The 22,099-nt window shown below is 41.4% G+C and carries 20 protein-coding genes; 16 read left to right on the top strand and 4 right to left on the bottom strand.

Going from position 1 to position 22,099, the window contains the following annotated elements; all coding sequences use genetic code 11:
- Window positions 1–462: 462 nt before the first annotated feature.
- The 9 genes from SY85_RS13655 to SY85_RS13615 all read left to right on the top strand — a co-directional run bounded on the left by SY85_RS13655 (window position 463) and on the right by SY85_RS13615 (window position 9,197).
- Window positions 463–1,266, top strand: a complete 804-nt coding sequence (locus tag SY85_RS13655; protein WP_066405377.1) for an SDR family NAD(P)-dependent oxidoreductase — start codon at window positions 463–465, stop codon at window positions 1,264–1,266.
- Window positions 1,267–1,401: 135 nt separating this feature from the next.
- Window positions 1,402–2,628 (top strand): enolase C-terminal domain-like protein, encoded by a 1,227-nt coding sequence (locus SY85_RS13650; protein WP_066405376.1) that lies wholly within the window; start codon window positions 1,402–1,404, stop codon window positions 2,626–2,628.
- Window positions 2,629–2,638: 10 nt separating this feature from the next.
- Window positions 2,639–4,291: a sodium:solute symporter gene (locus tag SY85_RS13645; protein ID WP_066405375.1), complete on the top strand. Its 1,653-nt coding sequence runs from the start codon at window positions 2,639–2,641 to the stop codon at window positions 4,289–4,291.
- A gap of 57 nt (window positions 4,292–4,348) precedes the next feature.
- Window positions 4,349–4,795 carry an L-rhamnose mutarotase gene (locus SY85_RS13640; protein ID WP_082886435.1) on the top strand — a complete coding sequence of 149 codons (447 nt, stop codon included), beginning with the start codon at window positions 4,349–4,351 and terminating at the stop codon, window positions 4,793–4,795.
- Window positions 4,796–4,893: 98 nt separating this feature from the next.
- A complete protein-coding gene (locus SY85_RS13635) occupies window positions 4,894–5,202 on the top strand; it encodes a hypothetical protein (RefSeq protein WP_066405374.1) in 309 nt (102 codons plus the stop codon).
- 282 nt (window positions 5,203–5,484) lie between these two features.
- On the top strand, window positions 5,485–7,038 hold the full coding sequence (locus SY85_RS13630; RefSeq protein ID WP_066405372.1) for a B12-binding domain-containing radical SAM protein: 1,554 nt from the start codon (window positions 5,485–5,487) through the stop codon (window positions 7,036–7,038).
- A gap of 182 nt (window positions 7,039–7,220) precedes the next feature.
- A complete protein-coding gene (locus SY85_RS25655) occupies window positions 7,221–7,493 on the top strand; it encodes a hypothetical protein (protein WP_066405370.1) in 273 nt (90 codons plus the stop codon).
- Window positions 7,494–7,689: 196 nt separating this feature from the next.
- Window positions 7,690–8,427 carry a copper homeostasis protein CutC gene (locus SY85_RS13620; protein WP_066405368.1) on the top strand — a complete coding sequence of 246 codons (738 nt, stop codon included), beginning with the start codon at window positions 7,690–7,692 and terminating at the stop codon, window positions 8,425–8,427.
- 347 nt (window positions 8,428–8,774) lie between these two features.
- Window positions 8,775–9,197: an META domain-containing protein gene (locus SY85_RS13615; protein ID WP_066405367.1), complete on the top strand. Its 423-nt coding sequence runs from the start codon at window positions 8,775–8,777 to the stop codon at window positions 9,195–9,197.
- A 69-nt stretch (window positions 9,198–9,266) separates the two neighbouring features.
- Here SY85_RS13615 and SY85_RS13610 read toward each other — a convergent pair whose 3' ends face one another.
- Together SY85_RS13610 and SY85_RS13605 are read right to left on the bottom strand one after the other, a co-directional pair.
- Window positions 9,267–10,472: an exo-beta-N-acetylmuramidase NamZ family protein gene (locus SY85_RS13610; protein ID WP_066405366.1), complete on the bottom strand. Its 1,206-nt coding sequence runs from the start codon at window positions 10,470–10,472 to the stop codon at window positions 9,267–9,269.
- A gap of 188 nt (window positions 10,473–10,660) precedes the next feature.
- On the bottom strand, window positions 10,661–11,731 hold the full coding sequence (locus SY85_RS13605; protein WP_066405365.1) for an acyltransferase family protein: 1,071 nt from the start codon (window positions 11,729–11,731) through the stop codon (window positions 10,661–10,663).
- A 269-nt stretch (window positions 11,732–12,000) separates the two neighbouring features.
- Here SY85_RS13605 and SY85_RS13600 point away from each other — a divergent pair, with 269 nt between their 5' ends.
- The 7 genes from SY85_RS13600 (at window position 12,001) to SY85_RS13570 (ending at window position 19,919) form a co-directional block, all read left to right on the top strand.
- Entirely contained in the window at window positions 12,001–13,485 is a 1,485-nt protein-coding gene (locus SY85_RS13600; RefSeq protein WP_148661195.1) for a hypothetical protein, read from the top strand.
- 205 nt (window positions 13,486–13,690) lie between these two features.
- Window positions 13,691–15,718 carry an RHS repeat domain-containing protein gene (locus SY85_RS13595; RefSeq protein WP_066405361.1) on the top strand — a complete coding sequence of 676 codons (2,028 nt, stop codon included), beginning with the start codon at window positions 13,691–13,693 and terminating at the stop codon, window positions 15,716–15,718.
- Between the two features lie 93 nt (window positions 15,719–15,811).
- The gene (locus SY85_RS13590; RefSeq protein WP_066405359.1) at window positions 15,812–16,366 is read left to right on the top strand and encodes a hypothetical protein; all 555 of its coding nucleotides are present in this window, start codon (window positions 15,812–15,814) and stop codon (window positions 16,364–16,366) included.
- A 142-nt stretch (window positions 16,367–16,508) separates the two neighbouring features.
- On the top strand, window positions 16,509–17,690 hold the full coding sequence (locus tag SY85_RS13585; RefSeq protein ID WP_066405357.1) for an RHS repeat-associated core domain-containing protein: 1,182 nt from the start codon (window positions 16,509–16,511) through the stop codon (window positions 17,688–17,690).
- Complete coding sequence (locus tag SY85_RS13580) at window positions 17,665–18,156, top strand: hypothetical protein (protein WP_148661194.1); 492 nt, start codon at window positions 17,665–17,667, stop codon at window positions 18,154–18,156. Before SY85_RS13585 ends, SY85_RS13580 begins: the two co-directional genes overlap by 26 nt.
- Before the next feature lie 212 nt (window positions 18,157–18,368).
- On the top strand, window positions 18,369–19,355 hold the full coding sequence (locus SY85_RS13575) for an RHS repeat-associated core domain-containing protein (protein ID WP_148661193.1): 987 nt from the start codon (window positions 18,369–18,371) through the stop codon (window positions 19,353–19,355).
- A 6-nt stretch (window positions 19,356–19,361) separates the two neighbouring features.
- The gene (locus SY85_RS13570) at window positions 19,362–19,919 is read left to right on the top strand and encodes a hypothetical protein (RefSeq protein WP_066405354.1); all 558 of its coding nucleotides are present in this window, start codon (window positions 19,362–19,364) and stop codon (window positions 19,917–19,919) included.
- A gap of 394 nt (window positions 19,920–20,313) precedes the next feature.
- On the opposite strand, the gene SY85_RS13565 is transcribed toward SY85_RS13570, so the two are convergent.
- Both SY85_RS13565 and SY85_RS13560 read right to left on the bottom strand, forming a co-directional pair.
- Entirely contained in the window at window positions 20,314–20,805 is a 492-nt protein-coding gene (locus SY85_RS13565) for a hypothetical protein (RefSeq protein ID WP_148661194.1), read from the bottom strand.
- Complete coding sequence (locus tag SY85_RS13560; protein WP_066405357.1) at window positions 20,780–21,961, bottom strand: RHS repeat-associated core domain-containing protein; 1,182 nt, start codon at window positions 21,959–21,961, stop codon at window positions 20,780–20,782. Before SY85_RS13560 ends, SY85_RS13565 begins: the two co-directional genes overlap by 26 nt.
- Between the last annotated feature and the right edge of the window lie 138 nt (window positions 21,962–22,099).

Here is a 22,099-nt window from a genome sequence, read left to right as displayed (position 1 = left end):
GGCTTTTGAATGATAAAAACAAAAGGCCGGCCGTTATGAAAACTCTCCTGAATTAAGTCAAGAAATGGCGACTGGCTAATTGCGGAAAGCTAGTTTTTAACTGAGCTTGGCAAATAGACGATGCTATGAAAATAATGGACTATTATGCTATTTTATAACTGTTTGAATCATAAAATAATACTTGCGAGCCGTGTTCTAAAGTACAGCGTGCGATGGAAGGTTACAGACAGATAGTTTAAAATAGGCAGTGTAGCTTTTTGAAGGGCCATTGTTCAATGCTATTCATTCTCTATGCTTTAGAATGAGTTGCAGTAGCTAAGGCTATATCCTATTGCTTATGTTCTTGTACGGTAAAATCCCCGCCATCGGAATCTCCATCAAAATGGTGGTATAGTCTATTGAAGCGGTTCTCATTCAAAACTACTTTTATCGCCCTTGCGATGAAAAATTTTAAACATGTAAATGAAACAACTAGATCATAAAGTAATCGTTCTTACTGGAGGTAGTGAAGGGATAGGGTATGAGTGTGCAAAGGCATATGCTGCAGAAGGAGCAAAGCTTGTCATTCTTGCCATTGGTGAAAAGCAATTGGCAAAGGTTATGGCTGAATTGGGACCGGAGCACCTGGGAGTTTGTTGCGATGTGCGCAATGAAGAACAGGTTAGTCTGGCCATGCAAAAAGCAATCGCACAGTTTGGTAAAATAGACGCTATTCATAATAATGCCGGCATTGCAAGCCCTTCTAAAACCCTTGATGAAACGACAGAAGACGAATGGAATGACCTGATGGATGTCAATCTGAAAAGTATTTACTATACAGTTAAGTATGGCATCAAAGCATTAAAAGAAACAAGAGGCTGCATTTTAAATACCAGCAGCCTTGTTGGTGAAATAGGGCAGGAGCTACATGCAGCTTATACGGCTACTAAAGGTGCTGTGAATGCCTTAACCAAATCTATGGCATTGGACTATGCAAAGTTTCACGTACGTGTAAATGCTGTTAGTCCTGCTGGAGTATGGACGCCTACTTTACAAAAGTGGACAGAAGAACAACCTTCTACAGCCTTCATCAATGAATACCTCAATAATATTCATCCTTTAGGTTATTGTCCGCAGGGCGATGTAATTGCTGACGCCTGTGTGTTCTTGCTGTCAGACAAAGCCCGTTTTATCACCGGCTGTATTTTGCCTATTAGTGGTGGGGCGGAACTTGGGTATAGATCTGTGTTGCCTGTGGCAGAACCAGTTGGAAACGAAGTGAACTAAAAGGAGTTTGTAACAACCTGTCACCCTTACCTATACGTTCACCTAACAGCCAAATGCTGATTGAAGCATTATTGTTTTAGTAATGGATGGTAATGTGAAAACCATTCCGCTTTTTTAATCTGAAATATAAACTGAATGATTTCAGCGATTAATATAAAAGACCGAAGATTTAAGTTGGATTCAGGTGCCGGTAGCGATGCTATTCACAGGGATCCTGTGTATTCGTACGCAGTAACAGAACTTATTGATGACTCTGGTATTACCGGAACTGGCTTTGCTTTTACGCTAGGCGAGGGAAATGATCTTGTTTGCAAAGCTGCAGCGTTTTATGCAGAACAGTTAAAAGGTAAGGACATTGAAGAACTGATGCATCATTTCGGAAAAGTATTCAATCAATTATCTAATGAACAGCAATTCCGCTGGCTGGGTCCGCACAAGGGTGTTGTTCATTTGGCCCTGGCCTCAGTTACCAATGCCTGCTATGACCTATGGGCTAAGAAAAGAGGTGTGCCTTTGTGGAAACTGCTAATCGATCTTTCGCCTGAGCAGATCGTTAACACACTAGATCTTTCTTATATTGAAGATGAATTAACCCGGGCAGAGGCTATTCAGCTACTTCAGGATAAGCAAGGGAGTAAATCGGAGCGGAGTGGTATTATCGAAAGCGGTTATCCCGGGTACGATACGTCCATTGGTTGGTTTAGTTACGATGATGAAAAAGTACGGGCGAATTGTAAAAAAGCAATTGAAGAAGGTTTTACGGCCATGAAGCTGAAAGTAGGATCTGCGGATCCGCAGCGAGACATCCGGCGTTCCAATATTGTGCGGGAAGTGGCAGGTAGTGATGTAAAAGTAATGCTCGATGCTAACCAGCAATGGACCTTGCCGCAGGCATTAAGCATTTGTAAAGAACTCCAGTCAATGCAGCCTTACTGGATAGAAGAGCCTACTCATCCTGATGATGTGCTGGCACACATGACACTTGCTGACACCATTGCGCCAATCAAGCTGGCGTTAGGTGAACATGTACCCAATAAGGTCATCTTTAAAAATTACCTGCAGGCGGACTGTGCTGGTTTTATACAGGTGGATGCTGTGCGGGTAGGAGGCGTAAGTGAGTTTATTACTGTAAGCCTGATGTGTAAAAAATATGGTATTCCTGTGGTGCCACATGTAGGCGATATGGGACAGCTGCATCAGCACCTGGTATTGTTTAATCATATAGCCATGGGACATGAGGCGTTGTTCCTTGAGCATATTCCCCATTTACAGAAACATTTTGTGCATCCTGCAGTAATTAAAAACGGCGTATACCAAACACCCCAGGTGGCCGGAAGTACCTGTGAACTAAAAAACCAATAAAATCCACAACATGATCGGATCGTACGATATTGCCATAAGTGTACTCTACATACTCGGTATTGTAGCTATTGGTTTATGGGCTGGGCTAAAGAAAAAGAAAGTAGTAGAGGGAACATCTTCAAACGAATACTTTCTTGCCGGTAAAAGCCTGAAATGGCCTATGATCGGGCTGGCTTTATTTGCCACCAATATTTCCTGTATTCACTTGGTAAGCCTTGCTCAATCGGGTTTTGATACAGGGTTGCTCAACGGCAATTTTGAGTGGATGGCCGCTTTTACGCTCATTTTGCTGGCCTTGTTTTTTGTTCCCTTCTATTTAAAATCGAAGGTGGCTACACTGCCTGATTTTTTGGAAAAAAGATATAACCGCGCATGTAGGGACTGGCTGGCTATTGTTTCTATTGTTTCGGCCATCGTTATACATATTGCCTTTTCCTTTCTTGCGGGTGGTATTGTATTAAAAACATTGTTTGGTGTAAATATGTATGTAAGTGTCGTGGTGATTGCCTTGCTTACTGGCTTATACACCATCATTGGTGGTTTGCGTGCCGTGGTTATTACAGAATCTATTCAAACCATTGTTCTTCTTACAGGCGCTGTTGTTATTACGGTCATCTGTTTTCAGAATGTGGGCGGATGGGATGCCATGACGGCAACACTCCAACAAACCAACAGCCTTGACAAACTTTCCATGCTTCGTGGAAGTGGCGATAAAAGTGGTATGCCGTGGTATGCTGTTTTCCTGGGTTATCCTGTTTTAGGAATCTGGTACTGGTGTGCCGATCAAACCATTGTTCAACGTGTGTTGGGTGCAAAAGATGAAAACCATGCAAGGGTAGGTTCACTGTTTTGTGGATTTATCAAAATATTACCTGTATTCATTTTTGTGTTGCCGGGTTTAATGGCCTATGTTCTGGCTCAAAAAGGGATGTTCGATATCAGCAGTTTGCAAACAGTAGATGCAACTGGTAAAACCATTACCGAAACAAAAGGTATCTATACTTTAATGATTACACAGCTGGTGCCAACAGGGTTGGTTGGTATTTTGGTGGCTGCCTTATTATCTGGCTTGATGAGCCAAATTTCTGGTGCGCTCAATTCAATTGCTACCTTGGCAAGTTTTGATCTTTACAAGCGGTTTAATCCGGCGGCAAGTGATAGAAAACTTGTCAGCGTTGGTAAAGTGTCTGCAGCTGTGGCCTTGGTTGTGTCTATTTCCTTATTGCCGCTTTTAAACCGATACGAAAGTTTGTTCAATGGTCTTAACGATGTTATAGCGCACATTGCACCACCTATCACCACTGTATTTATTCTTGGGATCTTTTGGAAAAATGCTTCTGCCAAAGCCGCACAACTAACATTGTGGATAGGTTCTTTGCTGGGTGTTGTTGTATTTGCTGTAAATAAACTCTTGCCTGATACAGTAATCTCCAACATACCTTTTATGATGATGGCCTTTTATTTATTTGTGGCTTGTATGTTCATGCAGATAGTGTTCTCCTTTATTTACCCGGTTAAGCACACGCCAGAAAGTGATGCGCTGTATTGGAGATCTCCAATGGACCCATTAAGAGGAGCAACCTGGAAAGGTATTGGGAATTATAAATTCTTATCCTTATTGCTGTTAGGTATTATGTGCTTGCTGTATTGGCTTTATCAATAGGCACTATACCCTATTACATTTTGTATCAATAGAATTATTTAATAGAAATTAAAACGAATGAAGAAGTATCAATTAATCGCATTATTCTTTGTGTTTTTGTTTGCCAGTTGTAACCTGGAGCAAAAAGAAAAGCCTTCGACAATAGTACAGTCTTCTGCTATCACCCCTGTACGCTATGGTATGATTACAGGTGTTAAACCCGAAAAGCTGGATTATTATAAGCAGTTGCATGCAAAGCCCTGGCCACAGGTGATCAGCAAGATCAAGGAATGTAATATTCAAAACTATTCTATCTACCTTCAAAAATTAGATGAGCAATATTTTTTGTTCAGCTATTTTGAATACACTGGAAATGACTTCCAAAAGGACATGAGTAAAATGGCTGCAGATACAGTTACGCAGCGTTGGTGGCGTGAAACAGATCCCTGTCAATTGCCATTAAAAGAGGCATTGGAAAAACATAAGATCTGGACGGAAATGGATGAGCTGTTTCATGCAGATTAAAGTTGAAGGGTTGGTAAAAGCGATTACCAACCCTTCAACTTTCTTATAGTTTTTAAGCAACAGAACTCCTGTTTAGTACAACATAAATACCTTATACTATGCGTGAAACAAATGAACGTATAAGCCTTGTTGAGCATCGGAAAGCTTCTAAAGTGATCCTGGTACTTAGCGTTTTGGTATTTCTCTTTTATCTATCCGCCCAGGTATTAATTTCTGATGTTTATCAATATGCCTTCGTTGGAGCGGTGTTTGAGTTTCTGTCCATTCCAATGCTTTTGCTTTTAGTTGTGATCCCAATACTTTGTATTGTTCAATTGGTTAAACAGAAAAGAGCTGCAAGAGGATATGTCATTGCCTCATTTGTGTTGATAGCAGCCACTATACTTATTCTTATACAAACAGCTTAATGAATGCGCCGGACTGGCGCATTCCTAATTCTGGTGCAGGTCTTTATGGGCGGGCTTTTGTAGCCAAGCCAACTTGTGCCGCAGTAAGGTTACTTCCATTGCCAAGCGCATAGAAGACTTGCACTGGCCATTTGAATTTAAAACAAGGACTATTTGATTCATCTGTTTCTTTTAGTAATTTACTAATCCTTACTTCTACGGCTTACTGCTTCTATAACTAACTCACACCGTACGCCCCATATAGAGTGATTTTGAGGTTAAAGCCAGCTTAATACTCTCATTATGAAGTCACTAAAGGTTGGTGTCATTGACTTGGTTGGAAAAGGGCCAGCAAATACTTTCTGGGCGCAGATCATGTATGCTAATTTGGCTAGTATTATGCCCCAGGTGGTGGCTGCTTGGTGTGAACAACAGGGACATAAGGTAACAATGATCTGTTATACGGGTAGAGAAGATCTCCGTAGCGAAATGCCGGAGAAAGTTGATGTCGTGTTTATTTGTGCTTTTACCCAGGCGGCTTTATTAGCCTATGCACTTAGCAACTATTTTCAAAGCCGAGGTGCCGTTACCGTGTTGGGAGGCCCGCATGCCCGCTGCTATCCGGATGACGCCATCCAATATTTTGATTACGTTTTAGGATTTACACACAAATCCACTATCGTTGGTCTATTAGCCAATTATGGCCCACAACGCCCACTGGGTATTACCCTGTCAGAAAAGCAACAGCCTACTCATTTGCCAGGTGTTATTGAACGATGGAAGTTTATAGCCCCTACGCTGAAAAAAGCTCCTTTTCTGAAGATCGTTCCAATGATTGGCAGCCTTGGGTGCCCCTATACTTGTTCTTTCTGTATTGATTCGGTAGTGCCCTACCAAGCTATGGACTTCGATGTAATCAAGGCAGATCTGCGCTTTTTGCTGACCCAGTTCAAAAGGCCGCTTATAGTTTGGCACGATCCCAATTTTGGGGTGCACTTTAAGGATAACATGGAAGCCATTGCTTCCGCTGCGCCGCTCAGAAGTTTTCGGTTCATTGCAGAAAGTAGTTTGTCCATTTTAACGGAAGCCCATTTAGCTGAAATGAAACGTAATGGTTTTGAAGCCTTGCTTCCCGGTGTGGAATCGTGGTACGAGCTCGGTAATAAGTCAAAAACATCGCATATTACCGGAGCAGAAAAGGTAGACCGTATTTCTGCCCACGTTAATAAGATGTTTCAATATGTGCCTTATGTTCAAACCAATTTTGTCCTGGGGTTGGATAGTGATGTAGGAGCAGATCCTTTTGAACTGACCAAACGATTTGTAGATCAATCGCCTGCCGCTTTTCCCGGGTACTCCCTTTTAACTGCATTTGGTCAAGCCGCCCCGCTTAACCTTGAATATCAACGATCAGGCAGGGTGCTTCCCTTTCCCTTCCATTTTTTGAATAATCACCTGGCCATGAATCTTAAGCCTAAGAATTATGAGTGGGTAGACTTCTATGATAAGGTTATTGACCTCACGGCCTATTCGTTTTCACCCAAAGCTATTTATAGACGATTACGGGCGAACGCTAATGGCACTACCCAGTGGATGAATGTGATGCGTGCTATTTCTTCTGAAGGGTTAGGGCGCCTGCGTTTTTATAAAAAGCTGCGGCGACAATTAGTAGAAGATCGGCCTTTCCGTCAATATTTTGAAGGGGAAACAACACAGTTGCCTTCTTTTTATCTCCATATTATTCAAAAAGACCTGGGTAGTTGGTGGCAATGGTTGCCCAAAGGGGCATTGGAACATAATCCTAATGCCTATTTGGATAAAACGCAGGGCAAACAACTTCGTCTATCAAAGGAATGAATGAAGAGCTTTCTTACTCGCTGAGCCTCACCACCTGGCTTATGTGCTGCAGGGATAGAGAGGTGATTATTCATTATCTTTTTGCATAGCTCTACATCACCGTATTATTAATCTTCAGCGTGATATCAATTGGATATGAAAGCATGGTTTTTGTGATAGGCTACTATAATAAAATCCAATTTATGTTCAGTTTATTGTTTTTTTTCTTTGTTGCTTTTATATTAATAATGGGGTATGCAATCGTCACGCTTGTGCGTAGAAAGAAGAAGGCGCATATGCCGATTAATGATAGGGGACTTATTAATAGAAATGAAAGTAGAAATGCTACTCGCTCCTTTTCTCAAAATACGTTCCGGGAGGAAAGGGGCAACACTATACAAGGCAACATATTGCCAACCGATAGCAAACGGCCTGATAGTAACTCCAGAGATCAGGATCAGCCTGAAGTCAGATAGTTTAGTAAAGAAGGCATGAGATGTTCTAGCCTATTTTCGGTCTCATCGTGTCTCCTACGTGTGGCTTTGCTAATGGAATAAGATACGGCGGGGTCGAGATGCTAATCATTGATAAGTTACGAATAACGTTTTACTATTCTCCATTTTTGGTAGTAGAGGTGAAATATATTTGAACAGTAAACAATGAGATAGCGGAATGGCTGAAAGATCAATATTAGAAGTCTGTGCATTTAATGTACAATCATGCATAATAGCGGAAAGGGCAGGAGCGAAGCGTGTAGAACTTTGTGATAACCCCATTGAAGGCGGTACTACGCCCAGTTATGGTACTATCAAGCAGGCAAGAGAGCGGATAGCCATCCGCTTATATCCGATCATACGTCCACGTTCCGGCAACTATTTTTATGACGATGAGGAGTATGCTATCATTAAAAAGGATATCGCCATTTCCAAGGAGTTGGGTTGTGATGGTATATCTGTTGGTACAGCAACTATAACCGGTGAAATAGATACCGAATGGCTGAAAAAAATTGTAGAATGGGCTGGCCCTATGGGTGTCACTTGCAACCGGGCTTTTGATGGAACACCAGATCCCTTTAAGGCCCTGGAAGACATTATTGCTTGTGGCTGTGAGCGCGTACTGACTTCCGGGCAAAAAGCGGCTGCACCTGAAGCTGGAGAATTGTTGGGTAAACTGGTACAACAGGCTAATGGTCGTATATCCATAATGCCCGGGGCAGGCATAAAATCTTCCAATATTGCCCAACTCCAGAAAGAAAGTAAAGCGAAGGAATATCATGCGTCTGCACGGAAAATAGCACCTAATCCACTTACTTATATTAATACGCAGGTTAGTGATTATGGAAATGTTTATATAGCTGATGAAGAAGAAGTGCGTGCTATGGTTGAAATATTGGCAAGGGAGAGCAAGTAAAAAGTAATTCCAACAAACGGAAAGAACTAGCGCTCTTTGTTATAGCGGGGCTTCGTTGCTTGCACGAGGTTATTAAATGAAGATATAGCTTGACTTCAAGTAGTGAAAAGGCATTTGTTGCTGGCTACCATTTCGGTTGTTAGTGCAGTTACAACACATAACTCTAAAGGTGCAACAATAAGGCATAAAAGTTCATAACTTTAATAAAGGCGCGAATGGGCTTCTACATAACAAGTCTGTCTCTTTTGCAAACCGGCCTCAAGGATTACTTGTCCAATCTTATCCATAACTCCATTGAAACATAAATCCGGCAGCAATTCAGTATCAGTTATCACAATGTAATTGTTATGAAAAAGAGTTTATGGTCAACGGCAATTATAGCAACCTTACTTTTTCTGAACTATTGCAGTAATACCAAACAGTTGACATCGCAAACGGAAGTTCTGTTCAGAAGCAAATGGAAACTGGCTGAGCTCCAGGGGCAGCAGGTTTCTGACTCGGCTAAATCCAGTTTTGAATTTACACCAGGCAAGATATCAGGCAGCACGGGTTGCAACAGGTTGTCAGCAGGTTTTGTTGCAGGCAAGCATCAAACCATCCGGTTTTCACCTGACTCCCTGAGTAAGGTTGTATGTTCGAATGAAACTGCAGCAGCATTGGAAGCTACGTTTTTGGATGCCTTATCAAAATCCACAGAGTGGAATATGAAGGCAGGAGAGCTTTGGCTTGGAGATGGAGAGCGCACTTTGATTAAACTCAGATCTTTGTAAATCTGTAGCAGTTATCTCAATATAAATCACAAAGCAAAATAAAAAGAGGGGCCTTCCTTCACTAACGCCTTACGGCTGATACAATAAATAAGGGGCTACTCTGTTCCGCCAATCTCCAGGATTCGTATAACTGCCAATGTCTTCGATGTCATTTTCGCTTAAGCCTGCAACCAGTGATTCAGCATCTTTTAACCCTGTCAGCAGATCGAGATGTCGAGCCCCGGCATGATTTACATACGTAGGATAGGGTGCCCATGTGAAAAAGGCAGGATGAAGTTTTTTAATGAGGCGGATCAGCAACCACCCAAGTCCAACCGGCCTGAAGACAGCAGGATCCGTAACATGAAGCATAATGCCATTACATTTTTGCCCGGCATATTTTCCTTCTGCGGGTGTAAAATTGATGGGGCGGGCCACTACGCCGTTTGGATGTAGTTCATTAATGAGGGAAGCTACGCGAGTGCCATCCATCCAGGGAGCACCGGCAACGCGGAATGGTGTTGCTGTTCCTCTTCCTTCACTGATATTGGTAGCCTCTAGCAGGCCCAGACCAGGATACAATAGTGCGGACTCAAAAACCGGTATAGCTGGGGATGTCGGCACAAATGAATGGTAGCATTGGGGATAGAATAGTATCCGCTGCCATTTATGGCAGCGGATTACATCCAATTGGAAAGAATCAGCGTTTGTCTGTAAGATTTGGCTGCTCCCTGTTGACTTGAAATAAAGCGCCAGTTCGCCCAGTGTACAGCTATGTCTAATTGGAATGCTCCATCTTCCGATAAAGCTGTTGCAGTTGTGCTCATCCAGCAAGGGGCCTTCTGCCAGGTCTAATCTACCCGATAAGGGATTGGGCCTGTCGGCGATTACCAGGTGCTTCTCATGAGCCGCACAGGCTTCCATCACATGGGTCATTGTCCATAGATAGGTATAGAACCGGCAACCGATATCCGGAATATCGAATAGGATCACGTCCACTTCGGCCAGGTCTTTTTGATCGGGCGCCAACTTACTACCATACAGACTCGTAACCGGAAGTCCTGTCAATGGATCAATCCCATCCTTCATTTCCTCTCCATCCACGCCAATAGTATCCAGCCCATGTTCAGGAGAAAACAACCGGGTGATCCTGAACCCCGCCTCCAGTAAGGCCTGCCGAGAAGGTTTGAAGTTGGCGGTACAAGCTGCATGGTTTGTTACTAAACCAATTCGGCTGTCTTTCCATGCAGGCGGGCTAGCCAATAGGATATCAATACCAGACAAAATTGAATTCATTGGTAGTATAAGTTATGTTGGTAGTAAGCTCCACTTCTCTACGACTTGTGTCAGCTCAAATTAGGTCTTTTTAGGTTACAGAAGGGTCTTCGTCGCATAGCCTTGCGTGCAAGCTGAGACACTGCTTGAACGCTTAAGCATCTATTCCTCTTGACCATCGAAGCAAAGAATTTCAACAACCCGGCCTGTTAAGGATAAGACTTTTCATAATGAGCGGCAGGTATCTTGATAGCTTGCAGCTCCGGTTTTGCTGCTATCTTTTCCTGTGGCCGTACCAGCTTAATTAGAAAATGAATCAGTGCCAGTATGGCCACCCCATACAAAACTGCCCATACGCCGTTGCCATTTACCAATAGAGCTACTTGTTTGTGAGTAGTAAAGAGAATCAGATTACTGACCAGCAGGTAAAATAAGGTGTTGTTTCCTATAGAAAGCAAGTAGTGGATTGGGGTAAACCGCTTGTTGAGCCACAAGGCTGCTAAATAATAGATATAGATAATTCCCGCAGCGCCTATGATCCAAAAAAAGGAAGGAGGGAAACGGTGAGGGGAACTTCTATTTACAAGCAAGTAGACCATGAACGCTCCCGTTGCCAGGAGTGATACAAAAAGAGCATATCTGTTGAAGGTAATTTTGTGTTGTGCAAAGTAGATGCCTGCCAGGAAATAAGGTAAGTATTGAAGAACCGGGAAGCAGGGGAAGTTGTGCGTTCCTATAAGTAGACCTAAATGGTTGTTTTGAATAAGATCATAAGGTACCAGGCAAGATGAAAGAAGCGATATGATGGCGCTTGCCAAAAGCCATTTTTTAGAAAGCCTTTTTTTGATGGTATTAAAAAACAGGTAGCAAATAATGGTGACGGCAAAGAAGGATAATAAAAACTCTGCTAGGCTTGGTATATCGAAGAGTAGCAGGATATTCAGCAACCCTTTTGCTGTTACAGGAAAGTTGTCACTAAAAAAGAGTCTATAGGCAAATGCCGAAACATAGTAGGCCCCCAGTGTCTTTAAGCCGGTCTCCAATATATTTCCCTTGACTTGGGTGAAATCCTTTTTGAAGTAGGCCAGGTAATAGACAAAGCCAAAACAGAAGAAGAAACCTGAAAAGGTTACCAGGTTGATGTAGGTGGAAAATAAATTAAGAAGGTTGTTGGTTAGATTATTCTGGTCCGTTTTTACAAGCTGAATACTATGTGATAGTATCATGCCCACAACAAGAACGGCCTTGGTGTAATCAAGGGCTAAATTTCTTTTTTGCATGGTAGGTAAAGGGTGTATACGAAAAGGCGGAAAGATACAGATTTAAAGCCTTACTACAGGTGGATATATGCGTCAAGGAAGAATAAACCGATCTTTTTTGCAGCGAGGCTCATGCTTTCGCACAAGGCTATGCGATGAGGACCCCGTTTGGACTCTAATCTGACTGTGCTGAGACCTATCGATAATAAAAAAAACTGCACAAGTCGTGTGTAATTTTTTATTCGACCGCATCTTTAAGCCAATTACTATCATAAAAACCTTAAACGTACATGATGAAACATAGAACCAAACGGCTAGCAAAATTGATGACCCTCGCTGTTCTATTTATGACCTTTTTCGGAACACAAAAAAGTTTTGGTCAGGAGAACAGGCCGGATGAACGCAACGTTGTTTTCTTTTATCAAGAATTCGGATTGCCTAATAGCAGTGAATTGAGGATCCTTCTCGTTAGCAGTTATATCTACAGGCTCGACGCCAGCGAACCCTATAAACAGTATGCCAACAGTCCGAGTTCAGAATACAGAACGATGTTATCGAATGCATTCGGCAACAAAACCGAACAAATACAAAGAAATGAATTCAATGCAGCAAGTTCTATTTACGCCAATCAAATAACTACAAAGTCTTCAGTGAAGTCAGAGTGGGCCTTTTTTGATGGCGTTGGTGCAAAAGGCACGGGACCAGAATTGTATCAGACTGTACGATCATCAACAACGTTTTTAGTGAATGTACGCCAGGCGATCATTGATCAGTATCGTAAAAAAGGGTATTCTGTTTTCCAGGTTGATTTCAATGAGTATGTGGACGACAAATACAAGCAGACCTATTCACGAATTGAAAAGTTGTCACCATTGTACGTTGGGGAATATACAAATGGCAGCATGCGTGAGCTGGCAGCGCCTTATCAAACCGGAAGCAATTCAAACAAGAAGGAGAGCAATCAATCATATGATCCGACAATGTATTGCTTCAGTGCCATGGCCAAAGTGGAGAAATTGATTGCTGCGGCTAAAGAAAGCGGAGAAGAGGCCGATTGGAAGAAAGCAATCAATGAATACAATTTATATATGGGCGGATGCGGTAATTCTACGGGTCTTTTGCCCGAATCTGCAGCCATGAAAGCAGACATTGAACGCTACCAACAGTTGAAAGCTATCGGCCAAGCGTTTGACAAATACACGATGTTTCAATTTGGCTACACAGGGCTGGATTACAAAACAGATAACGTGAATGACAAACAATTTCAAAAGATCGCTTTGCAGTTCAGTAATCGATCCTCTAAATATTTTCACTGGCTTTTTGAAGTAGCTTATGTTATGAACTCGCCAACCTATGAGGTTAGTTACCAAAATAATAACGAAGTGGAGCTGAAAACAGAAACCGCAAACAGAAAGGGTGTTATGATGAGTGCCGGTCTTGGCCCTACAGTGGGATTGTTTAATGACCGAATGCTTTTGTTTACAGATGCCGGTCTCTCGCTTTTCTTAGCTGGAAAAGACTACACTGAATCATCTATGGGTAATATATTCCTGAACGTAACGCCTGGTGTCTTATTCAAATTGGGTAGCATGGGTCTCGGTGTTACTTACGAATTTCATAATAATCTCAGCAAAGATGCACCAGGCGACATATTACAATTTTATTCTTCACAGGGATCTACCTATACACCTAAAATTGTTATCAAAAAGCCGTATAAAGATTGGGGCAGTTTTGGTGTTAGACTAGTCATGAATTTTGTGAGCCGGAAAAATTAAGCCGGTTAGAGATCGAATTAATCTTTCCTCTTCATCGGGCACAGGTATGCAGGGCAGGCTTTTGACTGCGTGGTGTACTTGTGCCAGATGGGAGTGGAAAGTTACCTGTACTTAGGATAAGTTGTTGGTGCAGCCGCGGCGCAAGGGCTAGGAGGAACACCAACAACGGCGTAAAAAAGATGGTTGGAGCAATACGGCAAACGATATGCGCGATAATGCGCGAGATGTGCTGGCATTCTCTCTGGGTTATTACGCGGAGGATTACAAACCCATTGGTGGGACAGGTGCGTCTGCCTTTGGTATAAATTACGGAAGCCAAGGCAGTGATGTCGCCGGGAAGCCGTTGTATAACGGAAATATTTCAACTACCACACTGGCGTTGAGTAAGTTCCGGGGCGGTGATCCGGTGGGCTACAGCTATGGTTACGACCAGTTAAACCGGTTAAAAGAGATGCGCCAACACAACTTAACTGCGGCGACAACTACCTGGGGTAGTGCCTCCGCTGGGGAGCCCTATAAAGAAAGCTATAGCTATGATGCTAATGGCAATATACTTAGCCTTTTGCGCAATGGTACAACCCAGGCCGGTAAACCCCTGCAAATGGACCAACTGACATACAACTACCTGCCCAATACCAATAAACTTGCTTATGTCGCAGATGCCATTGGGGATAATAATTACACAGAAGATATCGATAACCAGGCGGTTGGCAATTACCGCTATGATAAGATTGGTAATTTGATTGGCGATGTCAAGGAAGGTCTTACGGACATCCAGTGGTCGGTGTATGGCAAGATTCGTAGTATCACCAAAGCTGGTGGCTCTACCATTTCTTACAGCTATGATGCAGCGGGTAACCGCATTGCTAAGTCAGTGACTACTGGCGGGGTTACTACCACTACTTATTACATCCGCGATGCCCAAGGTAATACGCTGGCCGTGTACGAGGGCACAGCCAAAAAAGAGCAATACCTTTATGGCTCTTCGCGGCTGGGTGTGTATGATCCCGCCCTTGACCAGCGTAGCTACGAGCTGACCAACCACCTGGGCAACGTGCTGGCAGTGGTGAGCGAACACAAGGTGACCACCGCCTCCGGCAATGAAGCCGATGTGCTCAGCCAGCAAGACTACTATCCCTTCGGGATGGGCCTACCCGATCGGAAATGGGGAAACAGTTACCGCTATGGCTTTAACGGCAAAGAGCATGATCCTGAAGTAAAGGGCTCAGGAGCACAATATGATTATGGGTTCAGAGTCTATGATCCCCGGCTAGGAAAGTTCTTGAGTATTGACCCTTTGACAAAAAATTATCCATTCTATACCCCTTATCAATTTGCAGGCAATAAACCTATAATGGCAATTGATCTAGACGGCTTGGAAGAGTGGGTTGCAATATTTGTAAATGGCAGTAATAAGCCTACAACTTTCCGTTTTGCACCTGAATTAAAACCTTTAGGTGCTGGTCAGATTTATAAACATACCTATGATCTTAGAACTGGAGCATCAACATCTTCCATTTATGAGGTTAACAAAAAAGCAATAATTAATGTAGCTTTTATTCCTAATGAAAAGTTGGTAAATAAAGATGAGGAACATGAAACAATTGAAGCAATGTCAGCATACTCATATGATGCAGAATTCTTTAATGGGCTGGATGCAAAGAGCGAGAACTTTGCAGCGATAGGTGCTGGAAACTTAGAAGAAATGGTTTTCAAAGGTATTACTTATGCTATTGAAAATAATGTTTCATTTAAGGATGCTATTATAGACTTTCATGGTACCCAGCATTTTGAAAAGAGGACTGACGGTCAGCCCCATAAACTTGAGTTTGGTGAAAATCAGCTTCAAGTAGATGCTAACGGTGTTCCTACTAATTACAATGAAAAAACATCACATTTATTCCAGCTATTAGGTAAGTTCAGATCCGAAGGAAGTCAAACCTTAATGGGACATTGCAACGCAAATAAGTGTACACAGGTTTTGCAGTTAATAAGTAAGGATATGAATACCACAGTTTATGGTCATAAATCTTACAGTTATTCTAGTAACTTGAAGAATGGTAGATTTTATGGAGGTATCCTAAATTGGATGATGAGTCAATCGGATGGGAATGGCGCAAATCAAGGTAAGTACCTAAAAGTAACACCGGACGGAACTACCACGAGCATGGGCGGTGTTCAATTTAGCACTGAAAAGAAAACAGCAGGCAATATATCTACAGTGAATGATTAAAATAATTAATTTATGTGGAAGGCTCCCTTAATAAGGTTCAATTTATCCATTGTATTTTGGTGTTTGATCTTTTCCCAGTGTAATAGCATTAAGATGACAGATAAAAAAGAGAAACCTGTTTATTTTAATAACTTCAACCTATTTAAGTTGAAGGGTATTGACAGTTTAAAGAGAATAGATAAAAATCAATCTGTTGAAGTAAAATATAGTAACGAGTTTCCTGTTTACATTAAATACTATAAACCTGAGAGAACAGTAACATTAACTTTAGAAGATAGCTTTAGCGTAGGCTACGATAATCCTATCTATGTTTATTCGACTAATAATTTTCATGGCGGTAAGCCTGGGCGTAATAGGGTTTATACTACTCACACTGAAGAATACAAGGATATACTATATATTTCTTTGAATGACACTATCATTTGTAAATCTTATGAAGTGCCAGCTTCTGACAATTATGATTATGCACTTTACTTATATCTGCTAAATGCAGATAGCTCTATTTTTAAGCATCAGAGTGGAAGGAACAGTGAAATTGATAAGGGCCTTTCTCAGAATGAATTATATCATATCTGGCTTGACTCTTTAAAGAAGGGGTTTGTTAATTACAAGCATCCACGCATAACAGCAAAGGAATTACCTGAATGACTGTAAAGCCAATTTTTCCGAAATTCCAAGAATAAAAACAGTCGCTAGTCGGGGTTTATGTCCACAAGCGTTCGAGCAGCATATCTATTACTCCTCCCGCCTGGGGGGCTATGACCCTGCCCTAGACCAGCGCAGCTACGAGTTGACCAACCACCTGGACAACGTGCTGGCTGTGGTGAGTGGACATAAGGTGGCAACCGCCTCCGGCAACGAAGTGAATATACTTAGTCAACAGGATTACTATCCCTTCGGGATGGGCCTACCCGAACGGAAATGGGGCAACAGTTACCGCTATGGCTTTAATGGCAAAGAAAACGATAAAGAATCAGGCACACAGGATTATGGGCTAAGGATTTATAATCCGGCACTAGGCAGGTTCCTAAGCGTCGATCCCTTGACGAAATCATATCCCATGTTAACACCATACCAGTTTGCCAGCAATAGCCCAATAGACGGGATTGATTTGGATGGTTTGGAATATCTTTCTTTTCATAAATCAATGTACCGAATGGAGTATCAAGTTATGCGACAGGATATTAAAATGGGTGACGGTACAAAGCAAACAGTAACGACTTCAAGTACAGTCGTGAACACTGTATATTCAAACATCCCTGCAGCCTTACAGGACTCAAAAGCCGCTAGCTTTAAATTTGTTGGAGGGGGGCCTGTAACTACAATGGGAAGAGATTATGATCCAAATGTTGATGGTGCATGGCAAGTTGATTGGTCAAAGTATTATGCCAATGGTCCGTCATTTTATGGTGCAGCAGAAGGGGGTAAGTCAACAAATGGGATTCAGAGTTTAAAAGGAAATGCTTCGATGCAGCGACAAGTACTTGCGCAAAATATTAATGGTGTTGGCGGTGCTTTTGGCGCAAATGGCGCTGGCGGTATGATAGTTAATCGAAGAAGTGTAGCAACATGGAAAGCGCTTACTCTAGAAGGTGATCTGCGCAATGGGTTTTATAATGCAACGCAAATGGTAGATTACTACATGAATAATAACATGATTGGCAATTCTGGGAAAGATTTATCAGGAGGTGCAGATAGAGCTATGTTGATAAACTTCCTTAGTGATGGTTATTTGCCAACAGCTGAAACTGATAAATTTAAAGGACCAGAATTTACTAGTTTTAGAAGGAACGCTTATGAAAAGCAATTAACTGTTGCGTGGCATGGCTTGGAAATTATGCAAGCTCAAAACATAACAATAAGAGAAGAAACAAAATCTTCAATTAGGTCAATTGTTGGAAAATATCTGCAAGACGGAGGTAACACCACTCCTACAAATGCTATAAATGAAAAATTGGACGGAATTAAATAGTTTAACAATGAGACAATTATTTATTTTTTTTAGTTTGTTTGTTTTATGGATTGGTTGCTCCTCAACTAATCACGATGACAGAATTGGGCTTATATATAGGTCAGTCAGTATGATGAAAACGCTTGATACTACAGGTCTTAAAGCTATTGTTGATACCTCTTACTATTATGAAATCTACGGTTCTGAAGGATTTAATAATATAGTACAGTTTACAAGTAAAAAGATTAATGCTTGTGGTATTCCAGCAAAAAATAAACTTAGCTCAACTGAAAACACTCAATTGCATTATACTGAATTTATTATGCCATTTTGCCGCGACCATGTAGATAGTTTAACAAATGAGAGCTTTGATTTAGTTTTTCGTTTTTTCGACTATGAGAGTAGCGAAAAAATTGGTTTTATCAATATTAATAAGTCACCATCCCAGCTAAACAAACCAAAACCAACTAGATCATTACCCCAATAACTATTTCTACATGCAATTAACTTTCCCATCAAGTTTTCCTTTATTCTAACAGGTATATAGCCTTGATATGTGGGTACGAAAGACCTAAAAGCTTGGATTGATGCAATAGAGCAATGAGTTGCCTTGCAGGTATGAACTGTTAACAATTATGCAACGTACCGGCCGTGGTCAGTGAGCACAAGGTGACTACCACATCCGGCAGTGAAGCCGGCGTGCTCAGCCAACAGGACTACTCTCCCTTCGGGATGGGCCTGCCAAGCAGAACTTATACAACTACAAATCAATACCGCTACGGCTTCAACGGAAAAGAGCAGGATCAGGAAGTAAGCGGTGTTGGAAATCAATACGATTATGGCTTTAGGGTTTATAATCCTAGGTTAGGAAGGTTCCTGAGTGTTGACCCGCTGTTTAAATCATTTGCTTGGAATAGCCCATATTGCTATGCCGAAAACGATGTCATTAGAAGTGTTGATTTGGATGGCAAAGAGAAACAGATTTACATCTATGACTTTACTGAAGATAAAATAACAAAGACAAAAATTAGCCTGCCAGAAGCAGGGCCTCTTGGTGACGGTGTATTGATACAGTCAAATCATGGTGGAAAAACAACCTACTACTACGGAAATCAAATACCTGACCCAACTATTGTTTCGTTTAAAAAAGCATATGAAGGAGTGAATACTGATAAGGAAGGCAATCATGTTGGCTATAACGACCACTTAGGCAATCCAACGATAGGCTTCGGCCACCTAATTAAGAAAGTTGAGCCATATACCGTCGGTGGAAAAATTTCTGCGGCAGATGCTGAAGCTTTGTTTAGAAAAGACTCAAAAGATATTTTTCAAAAAGCGGACAACTTATTAAAAGGGTATACTTTGAGTGAAAATCAAAAGAACGCTTTATACGACGCATCATTCAATATGGGCCCAGGAAAGATGTCGCATTATACACAAGACGGAACCAAGTACAGCGGAGAGAACTTTTTTCTGGAATACATGGCAGGAGGTGAAGGCATAAAAAAACGCCGGTATGCAGAAAATTTGCTCTACTCAGAAGGAGTTTACATCCACTTTGATGTTATAAATAACAAGACCACTAAGCAGACTGCAAAGGACGCGGTAAATGGACAAACAGGAGGTCCCGACCCCATCTCGTCCCAAGGCACTGCAGGGAAAATACCGGATGAAAAAAATAGATAAAATTATATGAGGCAAAGAATATTTATTAAAGCTTTAAGATTGTTGATATTGGTTTTGCTTATACCTTTTGTAGTTCTCTCACAAGGAAAACAAAAATGGGTAATAACAAAAGTCGTCAATACCAATCTTCAATTGGGTGTTGCAAATCCTGTCGATATAGATTTTAAAGCTCAGGAAAAACTTTTCATCGGAAATGCTATCTACATACAGGGTAAGATGCTTTTCTTCTCCAAGGCTCTTAAAAAGTCGGAAAGCTATGCTGATACAGTTTTTATTGGGGAATGTAAAACATTCAAAAAAACTGAGGACAACGAAATATCTCTGCGTTATCCAGGCGATGAATTAAGCTGTGAGCCGGCTCGTGTAGATCAGAACAAATGTTTTGTTGGAAGGTCTTTCATGAAATTACTTGGCAACAAGGAAGCATCTCTAAGCTTTTATGAGTTGAAAAGCAACCGTCCTAATTTTTACACTTACAAGCTATGCATTATAAAAAAGCAAAAGAAGATGGGACTATTACTTGAGAACTCTTCACTACTGTTACTAATCGAAAGAAAGAATTGACGCAGCTTTAACCATTTACAAATCCATACAAAACTACTGGTCCCAGTAAGATAAGAGAGTGGATGTAGATATAGATAACGATGGAGATGTGGATTGTTATAAAGCCAATGTGACAAGTGCCCAAGACTACTATTCCTTCGGGCTTTTATTCCGAAGGGAGAGTAGTCCTGTTGGCTGAGCACGCCGGCTTCACTGCCGGATGTGGTAGTCACCTTGTGCTCACTGACCACGGCCGGTACGTTGCATAATTGTTAACAGTTCATACCTGCAAGGCAACTCATTGCTCTATTGCATCAATCCAAGCTTTTAGGTCTTTCGTACCCACATATCAAGGCTATATACCTGTTAGAATAAAGGAAAACTTGATGGGAAAGTTAATTGCATGTAGAAATAGTTATTGGGGTAATGATCTAGTTGGTTTTGGTTTGTTTAGCTGGGATGGTGACTTATTAATATTGATAAAACCAATTTTTTCGCTACTCTCATAGTCGAAAAAACGAAAAACTAAATCAAAGCTCTCATTTGTTAAACTATCTACATGGTCGCGGCAAAATGGCATAATAAATTCAGTATAATGCAATTGAGTGTTTTCAGTTGAGCTAAGTTTATTTTTTGCTGGAATACCACAAGCATTAATCTTTTTACTTGTAAACTGTACTATATTATTAAATCCTTCAGAACCGTAGATTTCATAATAGTAAGAGGTATCAACAATAGCTTTAAGACCTGTAGTATCAAGCGTTTTCATCATACTGACTGACCTATATATAAGCCCAATTCTGTCATCGTGATTAGTTGAGGAGCAACCAATCCATAAAACAAACAAACTAAAAAAAATAAATAATTGTCTCATTGTTAAACTATTTAATTCCGTCCAATTTTTCATTTATAGCATTTGTAGGAGTGGTGTTACCTCCGTCTTGCAGATATTTTCCAACAATTGACCTAATTGAAGATTTTGTTTCTTCTCTTATTGTTATGTTTTGAGCTTGCATAATTTCCAAGCCATGCCACGCAACAGTTAATTGCTTTTCATAAGCGTTCCTTCTAAAACTAGTAAATTCTGGTCCTTTAAATTTATCAGTTTCAGCTGTTGGCAAATAACCATCACTAAGGAAGTTTATCAACATAGCTCTATCTGCACCTCCTGATAAATCTTTCCCAGAATTGCCAATCATGTTATTATTCATGTAGTAATCTACCATTTGCGTTGCATTATAAAACCCATTGCGCAGATCACCTTCTAGAGTAAGCGCTTTCCATGTTGCTACACTTCTTCGATTAACTATCATACCGCCAGCGCCATTTGCGCCAAAAGCACCGCCAACACCATTAATATTTTGCGCAAGTACTTGTCGCTGCATCGAAGCATTTCCTTTTAAACTCTGAATCCCATTTGTTGACTTACCCCCTTCTGCTGCACCATAAAATGACGGACCATTGGCATAATACTTTGACCAATCAACTTGCCATGCACCATCAACATTTGGATCATAATCTCTTCCCATTGTAGTTACAGGCCCCCCTCCAACAAATTTAAAGCTAGCGGCTTTTGAGTCCTGTAAGGCTGCAGGGATGTTTGAATATACAGTGTTCACGACTGTACTTGAAGTCGTTACTGTTTGCTTTGTACCGTCACCCATTTTAATATCCTGTCGCATAACTTGATACTCCATTCGGTACATTGATTTATGAAAAGAAAGATATTCCAAACCATCCAAATCAATCCCGTCTATTGGGCTATTGCTGGCAAACTGGTATGGTGTTAACATGGGATATGATTTCGTCAAGGGATCGACGCTTAGGAACCTGCCTAGTGCCGGATTATAAATCCTTAGCCCATAATCCTGTGTGCCTGATTCTTTATCGTTTTCTTTGCCATTAAAGCCATAGCGGTAACTGTTGCCCCATTTCCGTTCGGGTAGGCCCATCCCGAAGGGATAGTAATCCTGTTGACTAAGTATATTCACTTCGTTGCCGGAGGCGGTTGCCACCTTATGTCCACTCACCACAGCCAGCACGTTGTCCAGGTGGTTGGTCAACTCGTAGCTGCGCTGGTCTAGCGAGGGATCATACACCTCAACCTGGAGGAGCCATAGAGGTACTGCTCTTTTTGGCCCAATGTTGCTTTTAATCAGGCAACATTGGGCCAAAAACATTAGGTAATAAATATAAAAGTG

The sequence above is a fragment of the Flavisolibacter tropicus genome (genome assembly GCF_001644645.1).
In the GTDB taxonomy this organism is placed as follows: domain Bacteria; phylum Bacteroidota; class Bacteroidia; order Chitinophagales; family Chitinophagaceae; genus Flavisolibacter; species Flavisolibacter tropicus.
Note: the sequence above shows the minus strand (reverse complement) of the source record. Positions and strands in the feature narration are given on the sequence as shown.